Origin of the sequence: Wenzhouxiangella sp. AB-CW3 (genome assembly GCF_014725735.1) — a bacterium.
In the GTDB taxonomy this organism is placed as follows: domain Bacteria; phylum Pseudomonadota; class Gammaproteobacteria; order Xanthomonadales; family Wenzhouxiangellaceae; genus Wenzhouxiangella.
In genome coordinates, this window is record NZ_CP061368.1 from 3,339,708 (window position 1) to 3,358,568 (window position 18,861).

An 18,861-nucleotide genomic window follows, 5' to 3' on the forward strand; every position below is an offset into this window, starting at 1 on the left:
CAGCCGACACCCAGGGCTTCTTTACTCACCAGCCAGCTCCAGGACAACGGCCCTGAGCCCAACAGCCAACCGCGCCATGCGTTCGAAGTCGAGGCGCTGTGGCGTATCGGCCGGGGAGTGGTAGTTCGGGTCGCGAAACGGCAGGGTGTCGGTGACCAGGAATGCCGGATAGCCGTGCTGCCAGAACGACCAGTGATCGGACCAGCCCACCCCGGGCAGGAACGAAGGCAGCACTGCACCCTCGGAAGGAATGCTGGCTTCCCGGCGAAAGGCACCAAGTGAGCGGGTGAGCACGGAGCGGTCCCGCATCCGGGTGACGAAGGCAATGAACTCGGCTCGATCGGAGTAAGCCAGGCCCAGTCCCGGCGCGGGGAATTGCTGGGAACCCGGTTCTGTCGAGTAGAAACCCAGCCCGTCCAACGCCATCATGGCGCTGACCTGTTCGTCGGCGGCCCGCAAACTGTCTGCATAAGCGTAGCTACCCATATCGGCCGACAGATAGAAGGGCGGTTCCTCGTTGGCAAACGCCACGAAACGCAGGGTGCGCGACTGCGGTCGGTCTGAAAACCAGTCGGCCAGCGCCAGCAGGACAGCCACCGCCGAGGCATTGTCGTTGGCCCCAGGCGAGCCCGGCACAGTGTCGTAGTGGGCACCGATGATGACGTATTCGTCCGCACGGCGAGAGCCAGGTATTTCGGCGACGACATTGACGGCGGTCGCATCCGCATGGCCGCTGCCTGAAAGCGTGTACTGGTGGTGAACCGGTCTCAGCCCCGACTCGGAAAAGCGCTCGTCAAGCCATTCGACAGTGCGCGTCATTGACCCGGGCCGGCCCATGTTGCGCACTCCGATCTCGTCGGCCAGCATATACACATCGCGCTCCAGGCGGGCAGCCCACCGGGCTTCCAGCGAGGTCAGTTCGGCCAGTGGTTCGGAAACACTTTCTCCCGGCATTCTGGTCATCCAGGCTACAGATCCAGCCAATAGTGCGACAATCGCCAACCAGAAGCCGATCCGGGCAGCCATAACGATTCGGCGTGTACCGGTCATGCGCTGATCTCCCGGCAAGACTCCTGAGCATTGTATGCCGATTGCATAGGCCCTGCCTGATACTCATGCGGTCACTAATCAGCAGACACACAGCTTCCAATTACAACCATCCAACCTGCTATTTCGAGCCCTGTTTCGCGCCGTGACGACCGAACGACGACACCCGTGCCGGATCAATGGTGACCGCCTGATCCACCCAGCAGTGCCTCGACCGTAGCTTCGTCAATCGGTGGCTGGTCGGGTGCACGACCACTGCCATGGACCTGATCAGCCAGCTGTTGCTTGCGTTCCTGCAGCGAGAGCATGCGCTCCTCTACAGTCCCCTCGGCAACGAGCCGGTAGACGAAGACCGGTTTACCCTGCCCAATGCGATGGGCGCGACCAGTCGCCTGGTGCTCGACAGCAGGGTTCCACCAAGGGTCATAGTGAATGACGGTATCGGCTTCGGTGAGGTTCAGCCCGACGCCGCCCGCCTTCAGGCTGATCAGGAACAGATCGGCCGCGCCCGACCGGAATGTTTCAATGGCTGCGTCCCGCTTGCGGGTCTGCCCGGTCAGCTTGCTGTATGCGATACCACGTTTCTTGACCTCGCACTCAATCAAGCCCAGCATGGTGGTGAACTGGGAAAACAGCAGGATTCGGCGGCCCTCCTCGAGCAATTCGGGAAGCAGCTCGAAAAGCAGGTTGAACTTGGCCGAGCCGGCCGCGCGGGCCCCACGCGTCGCAGCTGGCAACAAGCGCGGATCGCAGCAGACCTGACGCAGCTTGAGCAGCGCCTCGAGCACAACGATATGACTGCGCGCCAGGCCGCGCCTGGCAATCGACTTGCGCACCTTCTTTTCCATGGTCAAACGCACGCTTTCGTACAGCAGGGCCTGCTTGCTCTCCAAGGCCACCGTTCGCAACAGCTCGCTTTTGGGCGGCAGTTCGCTGGCGACCAGATCCTTGGTGCGTCGCAGCAGGAACGGTGCGGTTCGCCGCGTCAGCAACTGCAGTTTCTCGCGGTCGTCATGCTTCTCAATCGGGGTACGGTACTGGCGCTGGAACGTCTGCTGATCCCCCAGAAACCCCGGCATCAGGAAGTCGAACTGGGCCCAGAGCTCCCCCAGATGATTTTCCATCGGCGTGCCGGTCAGGCACAGTCGATGCGTGGCCTTCAAACGCCGCACAACCTGCGCGGCCTGCGCTCGAGGATTCTTGACCTGCTGGGCCTCGTCCAGAATCACGTAGTGCCATTCCTGTGCCAGCAGAATTTCGCGGTCGCGCGGCAACAGCGGATAAGTGGTCAACACCAGGTTGGCCTGATCAATGAATTCGAAACGCTCGACGCGTTCAGGCCCCTGCAGCACCAGCACCTTCAGCTTGGGCGTGAATGCAGCCGCTTCGCGTTGCCAATTACTCATCAGGCTAGTCGGCGCGACAATCAGGCTGGGGTGCTGCATGCGGCCGGCACGTTTTTCCACCGCCAGGTGAGCCAGCGTCTGGACGGTCTTGCCCAGCCCCATGTCATCGGCCAGGATGCCGCCAAAACCGCGCCGACGCAAAAACTGCAACCAGTTGACGCCGTGCTGTTGGTAATCACGCAATTGTCCCTTGAAAGTGGTCGGCAAGTGCACGGACTCAAGACCGGAAAAATCCCGCAGTTGCGCCGCGACCTTGCGCAGCGAAGTCGCGCCTTGAATCGGAATGCCATCGAGATAATTCAGATGCGCCGCATCGGGTCTCGGCAGTTCGAGCGCGTCGCCATCAACCCGGTCGAACAATTCAATGATGGTCGTGAGCACCGGCTCGATGCGTTCGCCAGGCACCGCCACGAAGTGCCCCTGGCCGGCATTCAGATACAGCGTTTCCGGCAAGCTGCCGGGCTCGTAGTTTTCCAGCAATTCACTGACCAGGGGCAGCAACGGCATGACCCAGCCATCGAACTCCAGATCGAAACGCAGACTGAACCAGTCATTGCCCGACTCCTCGACCTCGCCACGAATATCGCTGGCCTGGCTGAGAGTGACGCCCGATGGTTCGACGACCTCGATCTGCCAGCCGGCCCGTTCCAGTCGCGGCTTTTCCTCCTCCAGCCAGGCAAACCAGGCATCGCGCAACGCCGCGTCCGGCTTCCATCCAGGTTGAATGAACTGATCGGCTTTGCCGTGCAGGCGCGTCAGACCATGTGCCTGGAGCTGATCGACCGCCCGCTGCTCGGCATCGAGATCCCGCAGGATCCTGACCAGGCCGGCCTCGACCTCCAGATTCAGCACCGCCTCGCCTCCCGGATCCACGTGATGACCGCCATAGAGGAAATGCAATCGCGCATCTGCCATCTGCGGAACGCGCGGGTCGAAATCGACCCTCAGCACCGGCTGCGGTGCCTCCGCTATGTCCTGCCTTTCCACCGCAACCGGGGTCGGCATATCCGGCAGGGTCAACGCCATCGCCCGGGCCACGCTCGCTGCCCGATCAGCCGGGATAGGCGGCGCCGTCACCAGCGCGCGCACCCGCGCCCGGTCGAGGCCGGATGGGCCGTCAAGCCGTCCAACCAGATGTCGCCCGACATCCAGATATGCCGGCGGATCGAGATCCAGCATCTGCCCACCCTCGGCGAGAGACAGGTCAACCCGAAACGCCCCATCATCCCGATTCCAGTTCACGTGCAACTCCCGATCTGGCCCCCAGAGCAGTGGCTGATCACGATCAGAACTCAGAAAACAGCGCCCGGTCTGAACCATGTGCTCAAGCGCCAGATAACCACTGGCCCCGGTCAACTGGAACCCAGGGCCAATAGAATGCACAGGCAGACAGGCGCGGATCAAGGCCAGGATTTCCTCATCGGCGCCACTCAGATAGCCCGGACGTTGCCAAGGGTTGTTCAGTGTCACAGGAATCGTGCGTCGCCCCTGAGTCCATCCATCCGCGCGGGGGCGGGCGACAGCGAACTCCGGCACGAGGGTCTGCGGATTGCGCTGCGCGGGAGCAAGCAAATAGAGCAGCGCCTCCTCACCGGTTTGACCCGCACCCTCGGTCCAGGTCGCCAGACCCTCCAGCCAGGCATCAACCGGATCCGCTTTCTCGACCCCACTGCCCGACATCTGGCGCTGCCACTCCAGCATCACGGCGACCACATGCTTGCAGTCGAACCCTACCGGACAGTCACAATACCCCATCAGCAACACCCCCTGACGCTCCGGGATCAAGCTGATTTCCTGCTCGTAGGCATCGACACGGCTTCCCTGACAACGACCGAGAATCCCCAGATAGCCTTCCTCCACCACAATGACATCGACCAACGAAGCCCGACCCTCGCGAAAGTATTTCAGCCCACGCCTCCAGCTCCCGGGATCGACCTCCGTCTCCAGCCATTGCGGCGACAGACATTCATCGTACGTGCGGGGGTCGATCTTTCGGGGCATGGGCGCGGATCTCAGGTCGGCAAAAAAGCAGGTGCATTGTAACGACAGTCAGGCCCGCGTCACCCCGAGCGCTGCCAGTACCCCCTTGCATCAATCCGAGGCAGCCCAACCTGAAAGCAACTGATCAACGGCTTCCCCGCATTGTCCATGTTCTATGCTGCCTCATTCGAAGCTCCTGCAAGGGTTTTACCTACATCCTTGCATAGACCCTCCGAAGCGCCAGCTCCCCCCACCGGGATCGCAAGTTGCTTTCAGCTGAATCTAAGGCGCTGCGCCGCCGGCCAACACTTCGCCGCCGGCCAACACTACCTGGAGCGCTTCACGCTGCGCGGCATGCTTGTCCGGATTCTGCTCCATCAAGCGTCGAAGACTTTGCAGCTTCCATTTGACCGCCGGCAGTTCAGCGGCTTGCTCCAGTTCAATGGAAGAAAAGTCGGGTGTGCCCTCATGCAACGACAGCAAGAACGCAGTGGCTTTGGCATCCAGGCACGTACGGACATCGTCGATCAGACGACTTCTCGTGGCATGCAGGTCATCTAGTGGGCCATGCGGCAAGTTAGGTAACACTCAGCCGTCGCACAAGCGTCGTGGGCAAGGCGCGCGAGCGCAGGACTGGCCGTCGCCAATTCAAGCGAGTGCAACACGAGCAACGGCTCCGCTCGCAAGGCTTCATTCTCTGCGCGAAAGTCGCCATGCGGCTTCGCCTGCCCTGCCCTCGGCGCTTGTGCGGCGGCTGAGTGTTACCTTACTTGCCGCATGGCCCACTAGCGCCACAGGCTCACGGGTCATGCCTGCGAACTCCTGCCGAAACACCTGGTCGTGGTCGTAGGCGCGGGGACCGAGCAGTTCGTGGGGCGGACGATAGGAGCTCGCTACGTGCACCAGAAAAACCCGGAACATACCCTCGGTCAGTCCTTCATTGTCGTATAGCAACTTCACATCGAACAGGTCACGTGGGTGCTGACGATCCAGGGCGGCGTGCAGTTTTCCGCCGAAAAGATCCTCGAACGACACCACCTGGATTTCAGCATACCCATATCGATCCTGAACAGCCTCGCTGACCTCCCGCCATTCGGGCTCGTGAACGACGCCGCGCATCACCGGCGAGGTCTCGATCTTGATTTCAGCGCTGCCAAGCCGAGCGAAAACCCATGTCTCGCCGCCACGCCCGCCGGCCATTCGCTGTGTTCTTGCTCCCTTCACAGTTCGCTCGATGCCTGCGGCAATTCGGTCCAGGGCCGCATCGATTTCAGCAAGACTGTCGGCACGGTTCATCACCGGGAGATAAGTCAGGTTGATATCAACGGACAAACGAGGCAGATCACGGTATAAGATTGATGCCGGTTCCGCCTTTGACCAGGGCGCGGTCCCCGCGCCCGAGGTCGAAATCCTCGGGATTGAGCCGTTTGCGCCAGGCATGCCCATGGCGATCGGCAAAGACGAAGAACAGGCGCCTGACCTGGATCTTCCTGCAATCATTCAGTAGGGAACCCAGGAGTTTGGGGCGCAGAGTCGTCAGGCTTTCGAACGCCATATCCAGATTGTGGAAGCTCACATGATCCGGGAGTTCATCCAGGGCTTCCATCACGGCACGTTCCGGCCCGGACATCCTCATCGACCACTCCCATGGGGGGCTTCCTGCTCGGCCCGAATCCGGCTCGCCTTGGACTTCCAATTGCCCCATCTCTGGATCTCCAAACAGGCGCTGATTGCGGATCTCCAGCGGAGCGTCCAAGGACAGTTTTTTCAGCCAATTGGGAGCGTCTGCACCGTAGAGCCAGACGGGCGCCTTGTCGCCAAGCGCCAGGTAATGAGTGTAGCCTTGAAGTGTCAAGGCCGTCATGCCTCCCACATGGACGGTGTAGCCCATGATGTGCTGCAACGAGAGCACACAGGTCTTCCAGTCGATTCTGTCCGACGACCGGGCACTCGTTCCCGGGCGACGGAAAACGCCGCGAGCGAGACGCTCCAGCCAGCCCTGCTTAACCCGGCCATCGCATACTATTAACCCGGCACGAATCAGCAGACACACAGCTTGCCTCTCAGCGTTCGTGGCAAGGCGTCGGCACGCAGGTGTAGCGGGGACTACGTCAAGCGCCGAGAACACGCGCAACGGCTTCACTCCAGGGCTTTTTCCCGTTCCGACAAGCCGCCCTTGCGTTCTCGCCTGCACTGTCCACGGACGCTGAGAGGCAAGCTGAATGCCTGCTGATTAATGACCGCATTAGTAAAGGGCCGAGGATGCCTGACCACGAGCACGGAGAATCTGGTGGTAAATCTGGAGCACCGGCTTGAACTTCGTCCGGCAGTCCCGCTGACCGCACCCCGCGATTCGAGCATGAAGCAATGTGGGAGTTTCAGCGTATCAGGCAGCGTGGACATGCGCGGTCGAATTGGTGTAGTTCAACAACAAGTCCGGCTGGCGTGTTACTTTATCAGTCCCGGTCGCCCGGCTGTCCCCCTACTGCCAACGCCAACACGCAAGCCCCTCAGCCGGGTGGCCGTACTTTTTACTTGCCGGTGCGCTCAATTGAGCCCTGCCGACCGGCAGCATCCTCGCTCAACCGGGCACCGAAACAATTCAACTGGGCACCGCCCCCCTGTTATGCCCCCAGCAGGAGGCCAACGCAGCTGGGCAAGGGTTTACCCTATTCCCTTGTGGAGGCACCCTGCCCAGAAAAGCCGGTTACCGGTATCGGCGATCGGGCCTGCCCAATGGACGACTTTGCCGAGCGCTCTACCAATAGAGCGATATGTCCATCCATGATGGACAAAATGACAACTCTATAAAGTGACTGGAAGCGACCGCCCCTCCAGAACCCTGCCCGATGGATTCACGCGCGATACGCGGCCCGATCGGTTGGCTGGGCCGTCATCTCCATTCAGTGGGATTGAATCGACCTGCCTGGAAGGACTGCTCCCGCGGGGCATTCAAGGCCCACCAATGCGGACTGGAGCCGAGCTCACCCCCACTCGCACGTCTCTATCAGACGAGGTTCAGTTTCTTCACCGTCGAAATCGGCAGGTACAGGTGATGCCGATCATCCTTCAGCGGCTGGAATCCATATTTCAGGTAAAACGCGCGTGCAGCATCATTGATTGCGTCCACTTCGACAGCATGGATTCCAATTTCGTCGGCCGCACGCAGGGTTCTGGCCAGGGCATCCATCAGCAGGTGCTCCCCCAGACCCTGGCCGGCAGCGGATCGGGCGACAGCCAGCCGACCAAGGTGCGCCACCGGTATGGGATAACGGGGCAGGCGCTTGCGCAAGTCCTTTGGCACATGATCAAAGGCCACGGCACCTGCCGAGAGCGCATAGTAGCCATAAACGTCATGCGAGCCCGGGGAACCAAGGGCCACGAAGTGCTGGCTGATTCCTGCAGCCTCGTTCTGGCGGGCAAAGCGGCGAAGGTACTCGTTAAGCTCCGGGACACCGCAGTCGAAGGACTTGCGATCATGCCCCTTCCTCAGCGCCTCGATCGTCCAGGCCGGATCAGCCACCTCGACGACGATAGCGTTCGGCAGCGGCTTGCAACGCCTCGTTGGGCTCGGAATCTTCCGAAATCAGCGCCAGGAACGCCTCGCGGTCACGGCGATTGAGCTGCGTGGTCGTCGCTCGCTCGACCGTCTCGCGAGCCACATCAAGCAAGCGCGACAGCACGAATTCCGAGACGGTCTGGCCACTGGCCACCGCCGCCTGCTCGATCAGGCGCTTGTGCTCACTCTGTAGCCGGAAATCCAGCCGGGCGTCCCGCGCGGGCGGGTTGGAATTCGTTGCGGTTGCCATGGACGTGCTCATGTACGGATATTTGCCGTACATTCTACAGGGGAAGTCCTGCAGCCGCAAGGTGGCACTTGGGCGTTTGTGAAGGGGGTAATCCCCCGAACTCGATGCGCCTCAGAAGTACAGTTCACCCCCCCCCCTGAACCCCCATGCGTCGGGCCACCCATACGACTTCGTCGGGATCGGATTCGAGCGCTTCGAGCGGACTTCGACCACGCAGGCGATCATTGGGCGTGATCAGCCACATGAGTCGCAACCAGGGCGACGCAAGCTCCATCGCCTGAATCACCTTCCCCAGCCCGGGCAAGATACATCCATCGGGCATCAGAAGGGTCGGTATCAGCGTGCGGCCTTTGCTCTCGACCCCGATCAGACCCCCGTTCTCAAGGTGCTGCTCGACCTGCACTGTCGCGCAGCCCAGCATGTCGACCGCGGCGGGCAGGTCGACCATCTGTTTGCGGAACTCCTCCCGATATGGGGAATGGGATTTTGGCATTTGGAACACCTCCTATTCTTAAAGGATCAGGTGTCCACGAAAGTGGATCAAAACCAGATGGTCGCAGGTTCGAATTGGGGCAGTGGATATGAAAATGCCCCGTCGGGTAGACGAGGCAATTTTCTTGAAGTGGCGCGCCCGGCAGGATTGCTGCGCCCGCTGAAGCGGGCTTGTCCTTCGGACTGTCGCTTCGCTCCAGCGATTGTGCGCTAACGCGCACAATGCGAACCTGATTGTTGATGGTCGCAGGTTCGAATTGGGGCAGTGGATATGAAAATGCCCCGTCGGGTAGACGAGGCAATTTTCTTGAAGTGGCGCGCCCGGCAGGATTCGAACCTGCGACCTTCGGCTTCGGAGGCCGACACTCTATCCAACTGAGCTACGGGCGCTCTGTGCATGTATTGTAGGCGAATCCTGCGCGAACCCTTCGGGTTCGGCCCGGCAGGATGGCTGCGCCCGCTAAAGCGGGCTTGTCCTTCGGACTGAATTGCTGCGCAATTCAGCGAGCTCGCGGCTATGCCGCTCGGTTCGAACCTGCGACCTTCGGCTTCGGAGGCCGACACTCTATCCAACTGAGCTACGGGCGCTCTGTGCATGTATTGTAGGCGAATCCTGCGCGAACCCTTCGGGTTCGGCCCGGCAGGATGGCTGCGCCCGCTAAAGCGGGCTTGTCCTTCGGACTGAATTGCTGCGCAATTCAGCGAGCTCGCGGCTATGCCGCTCGGTTCGAACCTGCGACCTTCGGCTTCGGAGGCCGACACTCTATCCAACTGAGCTACGGGCGCTCTGTAATCGTATTGTAGATGAATCCTACGCGAACCCTTTGGGCGTGGCTCGGCCGGCTCGTTTGCGCGGCCGGGTGGTGGCCTCGCCTGAACATGATGGGCATTCTAACTGATCCGTCGACGAACCGGGAAGACTTCCTGCTGCGGGACCTATGAACGGGGTTGGCTTCTGGACCCTTGCCCGCCGGTCAATTGGTTTGCAAACCATTGCTTTACGTGCTGGAATGTTCGAAATGGGGATTGCCACGCCGCGGGAGGTGCAAGGCTCAATGGGTCGGATAGATGAAGACCGGCAGCACGTGCGAATGCTCGGCATTTTTGTTGGCGCCTGGCTGATGATGCTGAGTGGCACGGCCGGCGCCGAGCCCACGGAAGCCATACGGATTGCCGGGTCCGGCTGGATTGGGGATGCGCCGACCTGGGTGGCCAGCGAGCTGGATCTGTTCAATCAGCAGCGTTCGGCAGAGGATCCGGTGGTCGAGGTCGACCTCTATGGATCGGGCATGGAAGCGCTTGAAGCCTTGCTGGCCGGCCAGGCTGACCTGGCCCTGGCTGCAACGACACCGACGGCGCGCGCCCTTGCCGGGCTTTTGAACGAATCAGGGGGCACATCTCCAGAGATCGTGGTTCTGGCAAGCGTCGCTCTTTCCAATCAGTCCCACTACATCATTGCACCCGATACCGTGGGTATCCGGCAGCCAGATGATTTTGCCGGCCAACGGATTGGCGTGATGAAGGGCACATCCGCCCACTACGGCTGGTCACGCTTTTCTCTGTTCCACGGCCTGTCGGCCGATGATGTTTCGCTGGTCGATGTGCCGGTCAGCGATATGGCCAATGCTCTGCTTGAGGGTCAGATCGATGCGGCGGTCATCTGGCAACCATGGGACCTGACCCTGCGCGAGGAACTGGACGACGAAGTCACCGTGCTTCCGATGCGCATGCTCCATACGGTCAACTGGCTGCTGCTAGCCAGCACCGACTTTGTCAACCGTCACCCCGGCGGCACCGAACGCATTCTGAAGGCCTACATCGAGGCTATAGAACATATTGATGTTCACCCCGGGAAGATGCTTGCCTTGTTCGGCGGGATCATCGGACATGACCCGGAAGTGCTCGAACCGCTGGCCGATCGGATGTTGTGGCGTGTTGGAATGAACTGGTCGGTGCTGGTCAATCTGGGTATCCAGTTCGAGTGGCTATCGACCTGGCCGGGATTGAGCGAGCACACCTTTCCCAAGCCCCGACGATTTCTCCACGCCGAACCACTGCATCGGGTTGCCCCAACGCTGGTGACTCTGCCCGACTATCTGATGTCGGGCCATGCGCAGCCGGGGACAGAACCATGAAGTTGCGCACTCTGGCGACTATCGGCCTGATTGCGGCGCTGTCCGGATTGGGCTACGTGGGGCTCTGGGGCATGGCTGCCTGGCAGGACATCAACGAACGCATAGCGGATGTCGGAGCGCTTGAGATCCAGCTTCAGCGCATGGACCAGATGGCTGCAGCCATTGACTACATCACGCTGGTCCGGCCGGATGCCACAGTCATTGCGGCACTATCCGAAGACGCCAGAGGTCTGGGCCAGGAGCTGGATGATGTCAACCGCCAGCAGGCCAGACTGGCAACTCGCCACCTGGAAGAGATTTCAGCGATGGGAGAATTCCTGCTCGAGACCCGGATTCCCGACAATTACCAGGCTCCGGCACCGCGGGATGCTGAACAGCTTCTTCTGCTGTCACGCCAGATTCGCATACACCATGCCGGTGCCCGAGAGGCCTTGGCGGCACTGCATGTCGAACACAACTCCCGCATGCAGAAATCTCTGTATCAGGATCTGCAGCGACTGGCAGTGATCATCATTGCCTTTGCCTTCCTGACCTTGCTGACCGCGCTGGTGATCCACCGCCGCCTGATACGCCCCCTTCGAACCATTAGTGCCGGGTTACGGGCTCACAGCCGCGGCGAGCTGGAGACACGCATCAAGGTTCGCCACGATGACGAAATCGGAGAGCTCGCCCGCACCTTCAACAGCATGGCCGAGCAGCGCCAGCACCACGAGAAACAGCTGCAAGAGTCTCGTGACCGTTTCTCGCAGATCGCGGAGAACATTGGCGAAGCATTCTGGCTGGCCGAGCCGGACAACAGTCGCATTTTGTACCTCAGCCCGGCTTATGAAGCGATGTGGGGCCATAGCCGTGAAGCCGTTTACCGGGATGCCAGTCTCTGGACCAAGGCCATTCACGAAGCCGACCGCCCCCGCGTGCTCAAGGCACTGGAGCGACATCCCGAAGGTCTGTACCAGGCCGAATATCGGGTGGTGCACCCCGATGGCACGGTGCGATGGATCAACGACCGCAGTTTTCCGGTACGCGATGAAGCCGGAAGGATCGTCAGAATTGCCGGTGTGGCGCGTGATGTGACCGAGCTTCGGGAACATCAGTCGCAACTCAGTGAGCGCATCAAGGAGTTGCGTTGCCTGTTCCAGGCCCTTGAACTGACGACCAGTCAGGAACTGACACCGACCGATATTGTTGCCCGCATTGTCGATCACCTGCCCGAAACCATGCGCTTCGAGGCCGAAGCCATTGCCCGCATCGAGCTCAACGGTGAGCGCTTTTCCAGCCATGACTGGGGTGAGCCGGTCGAAACCATCGACACACCCATCCGACTGGATGATCGAGAAATCGGTCGCATCGAGGTGGCTTATCGCGAACAGCCAATCGATGCCATGCCGAATGAACCGCTCTTTCTGCCCGAGGAGCAGGCGCTGATCAACGCCATTGCCACGCACCTGTCGAAAATGATTGATCAGCGCCGCCTCAGTGAAACCCTGGCCCGCAGCGAGCGCCTGAAAGCAATTGGCGAGATGACCGGCGGCATCGCCCACGACTTCAACAACCTCCTGACCGTGATCATCGGCAACGCCGAACTGCTGCAGGAGCTTCTGGGGCAGGACAACCCGGCCATGGCAGAGCTGGCGGAAATGATCATGACCGCGGGTCAGCGCGGTTCGGACCTGACCACCCGCATGCTGGCTTTCGCCAGGCGCCAGGTCCTCGAACCGGAGATCATCGATATCAACCGGATGCTTTCGGACATGGAACCACTGCTGCAACGCAGCCTGGGTGAAGACATCGAGCTGAAGTTCAACTTTGATGAGTCACAACCCCTTCCGGCACTGATCGACCGCAGCCAGATCGAGAGCGCCGTACTCAATTTGTGCATCAATGCTCGTGATGCCATGCCACGAGGCGGTCGCCTGACACTCGAGACACAACCCATTCACCTCGATAGTTACTATGCCGCGATTCTCGAGGAAGTGGAGCCGGGCGACTACACCCTGATTGCCGTATCCGATACCGGCACTGGCATCGATCCGGAGCATCTCGGCCATGTTTTCGAGCCTTTCTTCACCACCAAGGAACGGGGTACCGGGTTGGGTCTAAGCATGATCTACGGCCTGGTCAAGCAATTGCGGGGCCATGTCCGGATCTATTCCGAGCCCGGACAGGGAACGACGGTCCGGATCTACCTGCCTGCGGCCACTGGCGATGAGCCGGTTGATCGAGAAGCCGCTATCGAGCCCGAAAGCCTTCAGGGAAACGAAACTATCCTGTTGGTGGAGGATAATGACTTGGTCCGCCGCTATACCAGTGAGCAGCTAAAGGCGCTGGGGTACAAGCTCTTTGAAGCGTCCAATGCCCCGGATGCGCTGAAGTTACTGCAGGAACATGACGATATCGACCTGCTGTTTACCGATGTCGTCATGCCTGGCGGCATCAACGGCAGAGAGCTGGCAGATCGTGCCCGGGCCATGTATCCGGGGCTGAAGGTGCTTTACACTTCAGGTTATACGCAAAATGCCATCATTCACCACGGCAGACTCGACCCCGGCGTTGACCTGCTGGCCAAGCCGTATCACCGTCGTGAACTTGGCACCGCCATTCGCAAGGTGCTGGAGAAGGACGAGTGAAAAGGGGAGTCACGCTGTTCCCGAAGCCATGCAGGCACCCGATGGGACACCACGATGGATAACAACAAGTACAAACTGCTGATCCTCGACGACGACACGCTGATCGCCCGCACCATCAGCGTGATTGGGGAATCGTCGGGCTTCGAAACCAGGGCCACGACCAGCCCCGAATCCTTTTTCAAAACGCTGGATGAATGGCAACCGACCCATATCGCCCTGGACCTGATCATGCCCGACATGGACGGGGTGGAGGTGCTGGTTGAACTGGCACGAAAAGAATGCACTGCGCGCATACTGATCACCAGCGGCGTGGGCAGTCGCGTGCTGGATGCCGCGCGTCGCTCGGCCGTGGAACATGGCCTGAGCATCGCAGGCGTCGTACCCAAACCGTTTTCCCCGGGACAACTGCGCGAGTTGCTCAACAAGGATCGGGACAGCCGGGGCGATGCACTTGAGCCCGATCCGCATCCCGACCCTGCCCGACGCCGTTTCGAAGTCACGACCGAAGAGTTGGAGGCCGCCCTGGAGCGCGACGAATTCGAACTGGTCTACCAACCCAAGGTCAAGTGTGCCGATAGCGATCTGGCCGGTTTCGAGGCGCTGGTACGCTGGCGGTGCCCGCAACGCGGGCTGGTGCCCCCAGCACTCTTTATCCCGGTCGCCGAAACTTGCGGCCTGATTGCCCCGCTGACCCGCCTGATCATCCGTCGGTCGATCGAATGGTTTGCCCGAGAAGTGCGCGCCTGCCCGGAGCTCAATGACAATCCATGGCGCTCGTCACTGGTCGAGCGCCTGACTCTGTCGATCAACCTTTCGGCACGCTCACTGGGCGATGCCGAGTTCATCGAGTTCGTCCACGAACAGTGCGCGGCAGCCAGTATCGACCCTTTCTGCCTGGTATTCGAGCTGACCGAAACCAGTGCCATGGAAGACCCGGTGAGCTCGCTGGATCTGCTCACTCGCCTGCGTATGAAAGGATTCCAGTTGTCGATTGATGACTTTGGCACCGGCTACTCTTCCATGCTGCAACTGGTCAGGCTGCCGTTCTCCGAAGTCAAGGTCGACAAGTCTTTCGTGATGAGCGCACCCCGATCGGAGGAATCGCGCGCGGTCATCCGGTCCATTGTCGAGCTGGGTCACAGCCTGGGACTGCGCACCACCGCCGAGGGTGTCGAGGACCCCGACACTCTGGAATACCTGAAAGAAATCGAATGCGACCTGGCCCAGGGTTTCCTGATTTCCCGACCGCTACCAGCCGACGAGGCACTGGCCTGGGCCCGTCGTCACCTGAACTCCTGGCGCGAATAATCTGCACAGAACCGGCCGGCGCTCAGGCACCTTCGCGGCGCCGACTGGCCTGCTTTGCCATCAGACCGGACCAGGGGTAGTCACCCTCTATCATGGCCTGAACCTCGACACGCTCGACCGGCCGCGAGAACAGGAACCCCTGGGCATGCGTGCATTGATACTGACGCAACAACTCCAGTTGCTCCATTTGTTCCACGCCCTCGGCAACCGTCCGCATGCCCAGCTCCCGGGACAGCCCGCAAATCGTGCGGGTAATCGCCTGATCTTCGGGATCGACCGACAAATCGCGCACGAAACCGCGGTCAATCTTGACCACCGAAATCGGGAAGTTCTTCAGGTAGGCCAGTGAGGAATAGCCGACCCCGAAATCGTCCACCACGATCCGCATGCCAATCTCGTCGAGCTTTTGCAGCATGCGCCGGTTGCGCAAGAGGTTCTCGATCAGAACCTCCTCGGTAATCTCTATATGCAGTAGATCGGGAGCCACCCGGTGCTGGTGCAGCATCACGCTGAGCTGTTCGGCGAATCCGGCTTCATGGGCCTGGGCGCCGGATACATTGACGGCAATCCAGGGAGGAGACGTCACCGTCTGCTGCCACTCGGCCAGATCGGACAGGGCCTGGTCGAGGGCAAACTGGCCCAGTCGGCCGATCACCCCCGTTTCTTCGGCAACGCGGATGAACTCCTGCGGCGGCACCATGTAGCCGCGACTGTGCTGCCAGCGCAGCAGGGTTTCCAGTCCGACCAGCTCCAATGTCCCGACATCGACGATGGGCTGGTAGACCACGCGAAAATCACCGTCTTCCAGCGCATGACGGATATCGCGGCTGAGATTGAGCCGGTGCTGCGCCTGGGCAAACATTTCGCGAGTGAACACGGCAAATTGGTTACGACCGGCATTCTTGGCCTTGAACAGGGCGGTATCGGCATTCTGGATCAGCTCGTCAACCGTTCTGCCGGACTCCGGGAAGTAGGCAATGCCGATACTGGCCGAAATGAACAGCCGGTGGTCATCGATCGCGAACCCGCCATCGAGAACGCGCAGGATATTGCCGGCCAGTTGCTCGATCTGTTCGCGGCTCTCGCGCACCACTGCAATGAGAAACTCGTCACCGCCGTGACGACCGACCAGATCCTGTTCACGCAACACACCGGCCAGACGCTGCGGAACGGCACAGAGCAACTGGTCCCCCAGTTGGTGTCCAAGAGAATCGTTGATGTCCTTGAACTGATCCAGGTCCAGGAACATGACCGCCATCTGATCGTCGCTGTCGCCGTTTCGGCGAATCAGCGCTTCTATGGCTTCGGCACAGCCGGTGCGGTTGGGCAGGCCAGTCAGGCTGTCGTGCTCGACCAGAAAGGCAAGATCTTCCTCGGCCTGCTCGCGCTCGCGCACTTCGCTTTCCAGCCGGCGGTTGGACTCACCCAGGACACGAGCCTGGCCACGTGCGCTGATGCCCAGCCAGACCACCAGCGCAAACAGAAAGCTGAGCAGCAAACCACTGACCAGAACCACGACTGGCAGCATGGTTGTCAGGTTTGCGCGCGCTTCGGGATTGAGCGCCAATTGAAACGCCATGCCCTGGCCATCCTCATCGGGGTCCAGAGTAAACGCAGCATCATATTCATCCGGTGCATCTGTCGCATCGAACGGAAACGGATACACATCCCGCCCTCGATGCCGGGCATGCAGCGACACCTCCTCTCGCCAACTGGCCGACACCATGGTCTCGATGGAATCGGGAATGACCAGCACGGCAGCCAGAAACCCGTCATGCATCTCCCCCTGGCCTATGGGGGTCAGGAAGGTAATCCCGGGCATACCGTCGGGCAGGTACCACGGGCGGGTGATGACGAACTCACCGTTTCTGGCGGCCTCCTCAAGCCTGATCCGGTATGTGCTTTCTACCTGGAAGCGCTCACCGGGCACGAGATCAACCGGCGCCCGACTGTGTACATCGAGTATGGTCAGGTCCGGGGCCAGAGTGGCCAGCGAGCGATAGTAGGGGTAGTGCTCCAGAAAAAGGCCAGCGGTCGATTCCCACATCTCGCCCTGATCCATCCCCCCAAGGCTCAAGCGGGTGGCCATGCGCTCCTGTGCATTGATCTGCTCGCTCAGGTCGCTAAGCAGGTCGGACTGAATCAACGATGCCAGATTCTCGGCATAGCGCTGCACTGCCGCATGCTCGTTTGACTTCAGCCCCTGGTACAGGAGGATCGTCCCGCCACAGCCCAGCGCCAGGATCAACAACGCGAGCAGGGTGGCCTGCGAGCGGCGCAGTGCCGGCAGTTGAGCACGAGTCCGGCTCATGTCAGCGCCAGGTCCCGGGACAGGGCCACATGGCAGCTCGGCGAAAAGCAGGCTTCATTCAGTCTTCTTCTATTTGGATTGCTGGTTTATGGCGCGAGTATATCTTGCCGCGCGCGCGATCACCACGGGGTACACTAGACTCTCACGCTGTCCCATTGCAGGAGTTCCAACGTTGCTGTGCATGCTTCGGGCCCTGGCGGGCGGGCTGGGACTGGCCGTGATCCTGATCGAGGCCTTGCTGGCCGGCCTGCGGTTACTGACCGATAGCGCGCATGCGCATGCCGCCCTGGCCAATGGGCAACTACTGCCGCCGGCAGTCGCGATCTCGCTGATCGCAATCTGGTGGCTTGGCGCTGCGCTGGGAAGCGCGCTGGCCACGGCCTTGACCGGCCATCGTGTGACCGGCTGGCTGATCGGCTGCCTGCTGGGCCTGCCCATGATCCTGATGATGATCCTGGCCGGCCTGCCCGGACCTGTCCTTGTCATGGCAGGTGTTCCGCTGGCCGGCGCAATCGCCGGTGCGGGACTGGCCCGCCGCGTCATTGCCTGACCGACCCGGATTCCAACCGGCCCATCACTGGGCTATAATCCGCCCACGAATCTGCCTGCAGGCAGCCACCCCCGAATTCAACATGAGGTCTGTCCGGCGTGTCCGAGGAACATGATCGTATTTTCATAAGGAACTTCAGCATCGTCATCGTTGCGCTGATGGCCTTTACCGTGCTGATCATCCTGCTGTCATTGGCCATCCACCAGACGCAGGAGCGCGAACCCAGCGCCGCCCGCATAGCGGCCGTGGAAGAGCGCCTGCAGCCGCTGGCCGGTGTTTATGCCGGCGAAACCGGCCGGGCTGCGGCCCAGGCGGCGGCAGCAGAGGCAGTTGCCGAGGAGCCCGAAGTTGCCTTCGGCGGCTCGACCGATGGCGAAATGATCTACGAACGGGTCTGCGCCGCCTGTCACGATGCCGGTGTCGCCGGCGCACCCACGCTGGCGCGCGAGACCTGGGGCGATCGACTCGATCAGGACCGTGAAGCACTGATTGCTTCGGTCATTGATGGTCTGGGTGCCATGCCGCCGCGCGCGGGTCGCGCCGACCTGAGCGACGAACAGGCAGCCGCCTCGGTCGACTACATGCTCGACCATCTCGACTGAAGCCTCAGCCGCTCTTCCCCGGCCTGCCGAACCAGGTCGGGGAAACACTTCAGGAACGTTGATTCGATTTCCCGCTCCCGGGCCGACAGTACCTCGATGCCGTCGGCCAGCGGACCCGGGCGACCATGGCGTTGCGCCAGGCGATAGAAAATTTCATCAAGCATGGCTTTGTCGCCGTAGCGCATCCACAGCCGCCGTGCCCGCGCCCAGCGGCTGAAGCGCACCAGGCGCGCTGGCAGGTCGGCCGCATGCCGCGCCAGCAGATCATCCAGTTCGGCAGACAACTGGCCCAGCGGCGCCGGCCCGAAGCGATCCCAGTGGCGGCTGAGCATGTAATCGAACAGAACATCAACGATCACCCCGGCGTAGCGCCGCCACGGGGGGTGAAATCGTGCCAGCAGTGCGCGCACGGCCGGATGCGAATCGCTGAGCGTGTCGATGCGCCGGTGCAGCATCACCCCCGCCGCCCAGTCAGGCGGCAGCGCGGAGAGCGCACGTCGACCACGCACGTGGTCGCCGAGAAAGGCTCCCAGTCGCAGCCCTTCCTGCGATCCGGCCAGGACCACATGGGCCAGATGATTCATGGGTTCACGG

The 18,861-nt window shown here is 61.2% G+C and carries 14 protein-coding genes and 1 tRNA gene; 5 read left to right on the forward strand and 10 right to left on the reverse strand.

The features are described from left to right. Nucleotides 1-21: 21 nt before the first annotated feature. The 8 genes from IC757_RS14405 to IC757_RS14440 all read right to left on the reverse strand — a co-directional run bounded on the left by IC757_RS14405 (nt 22) and on the right by IC757_RS14440 (nt 9,124). Complete coding sequence (locus IC757_RS14405) at nt 22-1,050, reverse strand: M28 family peptidase (protein ID WP_190974981.1); 1,029 nt, start codon at nt 1,048-1,050, stop codon at nt 22-24. A 173-nt stretch (nt 1,051-1,223) separates the two neighbouring features. Next, nucleotides 1,224-4,454, reverse strand: coding sequence for a DEAD/DEAH box helicase (locus tag IC757_RS14410; RefSeq protein WP_190974982.1), 3,231 nt, complete (start codon nt 4,452-4,454; stop codon nt 1,224-1,226). Nucleotides 4,455-5,123: 669 nt separating this feature from the next. Beyond that, nucleotides 5,124-5,765 (reverse strand): nucleotidyl transferase AbiEii/AbiGii toxin family protein, encoded by a 642-nt coding sequence (locus IC757_RS14415; RefSeq protein WP_263405571.1) that lies wholly within the window; start codon nt 5,763-5,765, stop codon nt 5,124-5,126. 10 nt (nt 5,766-5,775) lie between these two features. Continuing rightward, complete coding sequence (locus IC757_RS14420) at nt 5,776-6,627, reverse strand: type IV toxin-antitoxin system AbiEi family antitoxin domain-containing protein (RefSeq protein WP_317976580.1); 852 nt, start codon at nt 6,625-6,627, stop codon at nt 5,776-5,778. A gap of 813 nt (nt 6,628-7,440) precedes the next feature. Beyond that, a complete protein-coding gene (locus IC757_RS14425; RefSeq protein ID WP_190974984.1) occupies nt 7,441-7,956 on the reverse strand; it encodes a GNAT family N-acetyltransferase in 516 nt (171 codons plus the stop codon). After that, the gene (locus IC757_RS14430) at nt 7,949-8,242 is read right to left on the reverse strand and encodes a DUF1778 domain-containing protein (RefSeq protein WP_190974985.1); all 294 of its coding nucleotides are present in this window, start codon (nt 8,240-8,242) and stop codon (nt 7,949-7,951) included. The genes IC757_RS14425 and IC757_RS14430 overlap by 8 nt, the downstream gene beginning before the upstream one ends. Nucleotides 8,243-8,366: 124 nt before the next feature. Then, a complete protein-coding gene (locus IC757_RS14435; protein WP_190974986.1) occupies nt 8,367-8,735 on the reverse strand; it encodes a hypothetical protein in 369 nt (122 codons plus the stop codon). Nucleotides 8,736-9,047: 312 nt separating this feature from the next. Further along, nucleotides 9,048-9,124, reverse strand: a tRNA-Arg gene (locus IC757_RS14440). A 665-nt stretch (nt 9,125-9,789) separates the two neighbouring features. Between IC757_RS14440 and IC757_RS14445 the strand changes: the two genes are divergently transcribed. The 3 genes from IC757_RS14445 to IC757_RS14455 are packed head-to-tail and all read left to right on the forward strand — an operon-like array spanning nt 9,790 to nt 14,804. Next, complete coding sequence (locus IC757_RS14445; protein ID WP_190974987.1) at nt 9,790-10,869, forward strand: ABC transporter substrate-binding protein; 1,080 nt, start codon at nt 9,790-9,792, stop codon at nt 10,867-10,869. Further along, the gene (locus tag IC757_RS14450) at nt 10,866-13,496 is read left to right on the forward strand and encodes an ATP-binding protein (protein ID WP_190974988.1); all 2,631 of its coding nucleotides are present in this window, start codon (nt 10,866-10,868) and stop codon (nt 13,494-13,496) included. Before IC757_RS14445 ends, IC757_RS14450 begins: the two co-directional genes overlap by 4 nt. Nucleotides 13,497-13,550: 54 nt before the next feature. Then, nucleotides 13,551-14,804, forward strand: coding sequence for an EAL domain-containing protein (locus IC757_RS14455; protein WP_190974989.1), 1,254 nt, complete (start codon nt 13,551-13,553; stop codon nt 14,802-14,804). Between the two features lie 22 nt (nt 14,805-14,826). Here IC757_RS14455 and IC757_RS14460 read toward each other — a convergent pair whose 3' ends face one another. Then, nucleotides 14,827-17,115, reverse strand: a complete 2,289-nt coding sequence (locus IC757_RS14460) for a putative bifunctional diguanylate cyclase/phosphodiesterase (RefSeq protein ID WP_190974990.1) — start codon at nt 17,113-17,115, stop codon at nt 14,827-14,829. A gap of 172 nt (nt 17,116-17,287) precedes the next feature. Here IC757_RS14460 and IC757_RS14465 point away from each other — a divergent pair, with 172 nt between their 5' ends. Both IC757_RS14465 and IC757_RS14470 read left to right on the forward strand, forming a co-directional pair. Next, on the forward strand, nt 17,288-17,665 hold the full coding sequence (locus tag IC757_RS14465; protein ID WP_190974991.1) for a hypothetical protein: 378 nt from the start codon (nt 17,288-17,290) through the stop codon (nt 17,663-17,665). Nucleotides 17,666-17,763: 98 nt separating this feature from the next. Continuing rightward, nucleotides 17,764-18,267 (forward strand): c-type cytochrome, encoded by a 504-nt coding sequence (locus IC757_RS14470; protein WP_190974992.1) that lies wholly within the window; start codon nt 17,764-17,766, stop codon nt 18,265-18,267. Here the strand turns inward: IC757_RS14470 and IC757_RS14475 are convergent. Further along, complete coding sequence (locus IC757_RS14475; protein ID WP_190974993.1) at nt 18,243-18,851, reverse strand: ACP phosphodiesterase; 609 nt, start codon at nt 18,849-18,851, stop codon at nt 18,243-18,245. The two genes, IC757_RS14470 and IC757_RS14475, sit on opposite strands and share 25 nt — an antisense overlap. Between the last annotated feature and the right edge of the window lie 10 nt (nt 18,852-18,861).